The organism is Vibrio makurazakiensis (genome assembly GCF_050337375.1).
Lineage (GTDB): Bacteria > Pseudomonadota > Gammaproteobacteria > Enterobacterales > Vibrionaceae > Vibrio > Vibrio makurazakiensis.
In genome coordinates this window covers 1-6,331 of sequence record NZ_JAKJSW010000222.1, presented here as the reverse complement: position 1 = coordinate 6,331, position 6,331 = coordinate 1, and the positions used below count along the sequence as shown (strand labels likewise).

General features: G+C 42.4%; 4 protein-coding genes. 1 reads left to right on the top strand and 3 read right to left on the bottom strand.

Translation table 11 applies throughout. From position 1 onward, the window contains the following. Positions 1-128 precede the first annotated feature (128 nt). Together L4C33_RS18395 and L4C33_RS18390 are read right to left on the bottom strand one after the other, a co-directional pair. On the bottom strand, positions 129-1,010 hold the full coding sequence (locus tag L4C33_RS18395; protein ID WP_428813865.1) for a mechanosensitive ion channel family protein: 882 nt from the start codon (positions 1,008-1,010) through the stop codon (positions 129-131). A gap of 1 nt (position 1,011) precedes the next feature. Beyond that, positions 1,012-3,357: an ATP-binding protein gene (locus L4C33_RS18390; protein ID WP_428813864.1), complete on the bottom strand. Its 2,346-nt coding sequence runs from the start codon at positions 3,355-3,357 to the stop codon at positions 1,012-1,014. A 299-nt stretch (positions 3,358-3,656) separates the two neighbouring features. Between L4C33_RS18390 and L4C33_RS18385 the strand changes: the two genes are divergently transcribed. Further along, positions 3,657-5,243, top strand: a complete 1,587-nt coding sequence (locus L4C33_RS18385; protein WP_428813863.1) for an ABC-F family ATPase — start codon at positions 3,657-3,659, stop codon at positions 5,241-5,243. A gap of 122 nt (positions 5,244-5,365) precedes the next feature. Here L4C33_RS18385 and L4C33_RS18380 read toward each other — a convergent pair. After that, the coding region (locus L4C33_RS18380) for a methyl-accepting chemotaxis protein (RefSeq protein ID WP_428813862.1) at positions 5,366-6,331 on the bottom strand (966 nt) is incomplete at its 5' end.

Genomic DNA, 6,331 nt, shown 5'->3' with positions numbered 1-6,331 from the left:
ACACTAAACAGCAATATAACCACTTCATAAATAAAATGAAATAGAGAAAAGATCCTTAGATTTTATAACGAGCGATTGGTTTAGTATAGAAACTCCCCGCCTAACGAGTACTAAGCGGGAAAGTCATATTATTGAGGTGTGCCAAACGCAATGATAGGCGGCTTAATATTGTGCTTTTTGAACTCTTTCATTACACGCAAAGTTATGTCGGTTTCAAATAGCTTTTCATACGTTGTATCTACAACATACGCTTTACAAGTCAGCTTAATCGCCAGGTAGTTATCGGTAATGGTCTGCTGGACTAAAACCGTCACTGGCTTTGGTAAGTGGATGTAACGACTTGAAGAAGCCGCTTCTTGGATAAGATCGCGGGCGAGCGTAATATCTTCATCCATCCCGATGTAGAAAGGGATAACCACTTGCATATCCAGTGCACCGTAGTTTCCGCTGGTGGTCACTTCATTGAGAAACTTGTTGTTAGGAATAGTAATGATATCGTCATTCAAAGTTCTCATGCGCACTGAACGCAAACCTATGGTAATAATGTCACCATAGTTACCTTCAAAGGTGACGCGGTCACCGACCTGGAACGGGCGATCAATCATTACTGTTAGACCTGCGATGAACGATGCTGCTAAGTCTTTTAAAGCGAAGCCGACAGAAACAGCAAGTGTTCCTCCAATAAGCGCCAGGATATGATCATTGATTCTGAAGCTCATCATGAAAACAACCAAACCAGCAGTCATATAGATGAAGAACTGAAGGAATGATTGGAACTTCTGCAAGATCATTCGGTACTGTACGAACTGGCGACCGACGCTCTCAACCATAGAGTTCATAAACTTAATGAGTAGCCATGTCACACCAACCACGAGAATGGAGAAGAAAACACCGCTCCAACGGATAAGGCTGGTGAATTGTTGAATATTGTCTAGGTTCGCCACTTCTTCAACTGCGAATGAAGGCAATGAAAGTAGGCTTGCTAATAAAAGTAAGAAAATTCTAGTCATGTTACTTCACCAGTAAGTGTTGACGGTCTAATACATTCGTAATGTGCCTAAACCAGTGGTCTGACACACGCGCTTTATCTTCACTCCACTCAATGAAGCCACGACTTTGGAAGTAGCGTAGCGTGCCGACAACCTCGGCAATAGTAAGCTGGGTACATTCTGACAGCTCTTCAGGAGACGCGATCTCAAGTTGAACGATAGAGCGTAATACTGCCAACATTGGCTTAGGCATTTTTTCCAATTCTTCGGATTCTGGTGCATAGAACAAACGAACAAATACTTGGTCAGTTTCTTTATGGCGGTTAAGAGACAGCCTAAAAAATCGCAATGCGACAGTAGGGTTACCATCAGAATAATGCCAAAGGATACGGTAGAAGCCTTGTTTGGCGCGTTGTTCTTCAGATATGTCTTGTTGATCCCATTGTTTTGGTACCATCAAGCCTTCAAAACTCACAGTGTTTTCATCACTTTGATTGATACGCGTGTCCAACAAAGATTGGATCTGTGCTTCAGTCCACTTTGGCAAAAACGTTACCCAGTCGAATAACAAACGTTCACCTCGGGCGCGGTCGACAAAACGCCAACTGGCTTTTTCTATCGCAATTACCGCTCGGTGATTTTTTCTTGAGCGACGCAGTAGATTAGTAAGCCGAATGAGTGAGCTCAAGCCACCAACCATAGGTTTAACAAGTCGCTGTGCATTATCAAACGCGAGGATATACGTGGTTTCGCTTGAACGTAAATGGGCGAGAACTTGTATCTCAGTGGATTCTTCATCTAAACCTAAGCTCACTGCAAAATGGGCCAGTAACTCTGGGTAACCTGCATAAGGGCAATTAAGGTAAAGAGGCTCTGCATTCTTAGCTTTATGGAGGATTTGCTTTAATAGCGTTGTAGTGCCGACACCACGTTCACCTGACACAACGCAAATAGCAGGGCTATCTGTTAATAGGTATTTAGACAGTTCTTTGACTTCAGCATTTCCGTAATCAATGAGTTCACTGTAATCGCTGCCTGGAAGAATATACTCAAATGCTTTGTTGCCTCTAACCCTGACTAACTGTTGATTATCTGCTGTGATGCTTTTTTGTTTTTCAACTTCAATTTTGAATAGGTAGGCAAGAGCTTGGCTAAAGATCGTAAAGTTGGATAAACCGGAAATTATACGCAGTTTGAAGTTGTGGATGATGACCCAAACAGCGGCGATAGCCGTAGCAACTATACGTAAAACAAGAATGTCTTTTTTGCTAATAGCCCAATTAACCCACCAAGGGCGCTCTGAGATGCAACTAATAGCTTCAAAGACAATTGGTCGCCATAAGCGAAGTACAGATAAGGTGACTAATACAAACCAGAAGAACAACACGCTGTAAATCCAATTGTAGATTGTTCCTTCACCTAGCGTACGTACTGAAATTTGTAAGATCACGCCAGCAATAATCACGCTCCATACGTAACGGCGAATCGTTGATAGGCGTAAAGCCACCATTTCTTTATTGGAACTGCGGCTATTACGATACGTAAACTCAAGAATGAAGCTGATCGCGATTGACCCACCAAGTACCCACCAGGTGAAGATCTCGAGATAAATAAGGTGTTGAAGGCTAGGTATCTCAGACAGGATACGCAGTGAAAGCGTAATTGCGATCAACCAAGCAAGAGCTTTGTTCGCTCGACTGATGTACCAAATTAGCCTAACCCATACCGGTGGCATTGCTTGAGCATCTAGGATATTGGTTTTAAAAGCCTGAATCAGGCGAGTGCTGTTCGCTAACCACCACATTAAAATCAGGTAGGTAAAGAAAACCTTAGTACCTGACCAAATAACGGGAATAGGTGATATCAGTAAGTCGGAGATTAAAGACTTAAAGCTACGCAACTGGAAATATAGTGCATAGCGAGCGTTTAGCTGGGTTAATGTCCATTCTTGCTTAAACTGGGTAACACCGTAAGGGCCAAAACCAGTAAGAGCGTCTCTTCTTTTAGAAGTAGAGAGCTTTAGCAATCTTTGTTTACTGTAGCTAATACTCGTGAGGGTGAGATAACTCGACTCTACGTCCAACCATTGCTCTTCACCGAATGATTCAACGTAAGCGGAGAGGTGTTTTGAAAACGTTTCACCCTGCGTTTGCTGCTCACTGAGTGTTGCATTGAGCAATTGTCTGACTTTTGTTTTATCAGTAGAAGTCATAAACAAAGGCTCAGGGATATTGTCCACTTCCTTGCTTATACTGATAGCAACTTCTGCGACTTTAGGGACATCATCGGGCTGATATTGCCACTCAGATAATGCATAAGGGGAAAAAATGACTGTGAACAAGCACAGCATTTGAAGTAGATAACGCATAGATTTCACTTATAACATCCTGTTTCAATTAAATAAGTGTAGTGTTTTTATAACCAATAGTCTTTACAAAAAATAGTCCAATATTAGGTAAGGGAAAGGCAGAATGAAAAACATCCAATATGAGTTTTCATTTATAAAAATCTGTCCTTAAATTTGTGTGATAGCGATCAAACTAATACAGACGCAGGCTAATCATAATCTAATTGTTTTAATTACGTCGATAAAGCAAAACAACGCTTGCAGTTCGGGCTATGAACAAGTACCGTTGCGGCGTTTTTCTCATTAATAAGGTAAAGGTTTTGATCTCTACAGCGAATATCACCCWACAATTCGGCGCTAAGCCACTTTTTGAAAACATTTCAGTTAAGTTCGGCGAAGGTAACCGCTATGGTCTGATTGGCGCGAATGGCTGTGGTAAGTCGACCTTTATGAAGATCTTATCTGGTGAATTGGAGCCTTCAGGCGGTAACGTAAGCTACGATCCAAACGAGCGCGTTGCAAAGCTAAACCAAGACCAGTTTGCATACGAAGAATTCACAGTAATCGACACTGTAATTATGGGTCACAAAGAATTGTGGGCTATTAAACAGGAACGTGACCGTATTTACTCTTTGCCAGAAATGAGCGAAGAAGACGGTATGAAAGTAGCCGACCTTGAAGTTCAGTTCGCTGAAATGGACGGTTACATGGCAGAAGCAAAAGCGGGTGAATTACTGCTTGCTGTGGGTATTGAAGAGTCTCTGCACTTTGGTCTTATGAGTGAGGTTGCTCCTGGTTGGAAACTTCGTGTTCTATTGGCACAGGTTCTGTTCGCAGACCCGCATATCATGCTTCTTGACGAACCAACGAACAACTTGGACATGGATACAATTAAGTGGTTGGAAGACACACTTAACCAACGTAACTGCACAATGATCATCATTTCGCATGACCGTCACTTCCTAAACTCAGTTTGTACTCACATGGCTGACCTTGATTACGGCGAACTTCGTCTGTACCCAGGTAACTACGACGAATACATGACAGCTGCGACACAAGCTCGTGACCGTCTACTTTCAGATAACGCGAAGAAAAAAGCGCAAATCGCTGAGCTTCAAACGTTCGTTTCTCGTTTCTCTGCTAACGCATCTAAAGCGAAGCAAGCGACATCTCGTGCTAAGCAGATCGATAAGATCCAACTAGACGAAGTGAAAGCATCTAGCCGTCAAAACCCATTCATTCGTTTTGAACAGTCTAAAGAGCTATTCCGTAACGCACTTGTGGTTGAAAACCTATCTCAAGGCTTTGAAGAAGACCTATACGCTAAATTCGACGCTATTTTCGAAGTTGGTGAGCGTGTTGCTATCATCGGTGAGAATGGCGTTGGTAAAACGACGCTATTGAACACACTAGCAGGTGTACTTGAAGCTCGTACTGGTGAGTACAAGTGGTCTGAAAACTCAAACATCGGTTACTACGCTCAAGATCATGCACATGACTTCGAAGAAGACATGAACCTATTTGATTGGATGAGCCAATGGCGTCAAGAAGGTGAAGACGAGCAGGTTGTTCGTAGCTTCCTTGGTCGTATGCTGTTTGGTCAAGACGACATTAAGAAATCTGTAAAGGTTATCTCTGGTGGTGAGCAAGGTCGTATGCTTCTTGGTAAGATCATGATGCATAAACCAAACATCCTGTTGATGGATGAGCCAACAAACCACATGGATATGGAATCTATCGAAGCACTTAACTTAGCGCTTGAGAACTACAAAGGCACATTGTTCTTCGTATCTCATGACCGTATCTTCGTTGACTCACTAGCTACTCGTATCCTTGAGATCAAAGACGGCAAGATCAATGACTTCCGTGGTACATACGCAGAGCTTTTGAAAGCGCGCGGTGAATAATAAGCTTTGTTGACTTGCTGGTTTGCAAGAAAATAGAAAGCAGACAAAAGGCTCCTTAAAGGAGCCTTTTTCGTATCTAACGTTTATCTAGGTGCCATTTTTATGGGTAACTGTATAAATGATCAGTATTTGAATTGGGCGACTACATTTTTAAGTTTGTGGCTCACTTCATTGACATCCTGGCTGGATTGACCGCTTCGCGCGACTTGTTCTGACGTGCTACCAGCTAGGTCTGCGATTCGTGTAATGTTGCGGTCAATCTCAGCTGAAACCATCGATTGTTCTTCTGAGGCTGTCGCAATTTGCGTATTCATATCAAATACTTCACTGATTTGGTCAACGATTTTCTGAATAGAATTTACGGCTAGTACAGTTTGTTGATTGGTGCTGTTTACTTCTTCTAAGCTGTTTTGCATTGTGGTTACTGTTTTATCAACACCTGTCGTTAATCCATTGATTGTTTCTTCAATTTGCTTAGTTGATTCGTTCGTTTTTAAAGAAAGCTGTCTTACTTCGTCAGCAACTACCGCAAAACCGCGCCCATTTTCACCAGCACGAGCGGCTTCGATAGCTGCATTTAAAGCTAATAGGTTGGTTTGTTCTGCAATGCCGGTAATGGTTGAAATAACCATTTTTATTTCCTGACTGTACGCGGACAACTCGTTCACTAACTGTTGCGAATCCGCAATATTGTTTGTCAGAGACTGGATGCTTCTTCCTGCGGTGTTAGTGACTGCCATGCTTTTTTCCGCTTCGTTTTTAACTCGTAGCGCATTATCCGCGGCACTTTCTATATTGGCGGTAATTTCATTGCTGGTCATCACTAGCTCATTARTCGCAGTCGCGACGGATTCCGACTCTACCTTTTGTTGTTGTGCATTTTGCATACTCAAATTTGCAGCTTGTTCTGAAGTAGATGCACAATCGGATAGGGTGTGCATGACAGAAGCGATCTCTGAAATGTTCTTGTGAAGTTTCTCTACGAAAACATCAAAGGAATTCGCAAGTTGAGCTAGTTCATCATTACCTTCTGCATTCATTCTCACGGTTAAATCCCCGTTACCTTCAGATATGTCTTTCATCAGTTC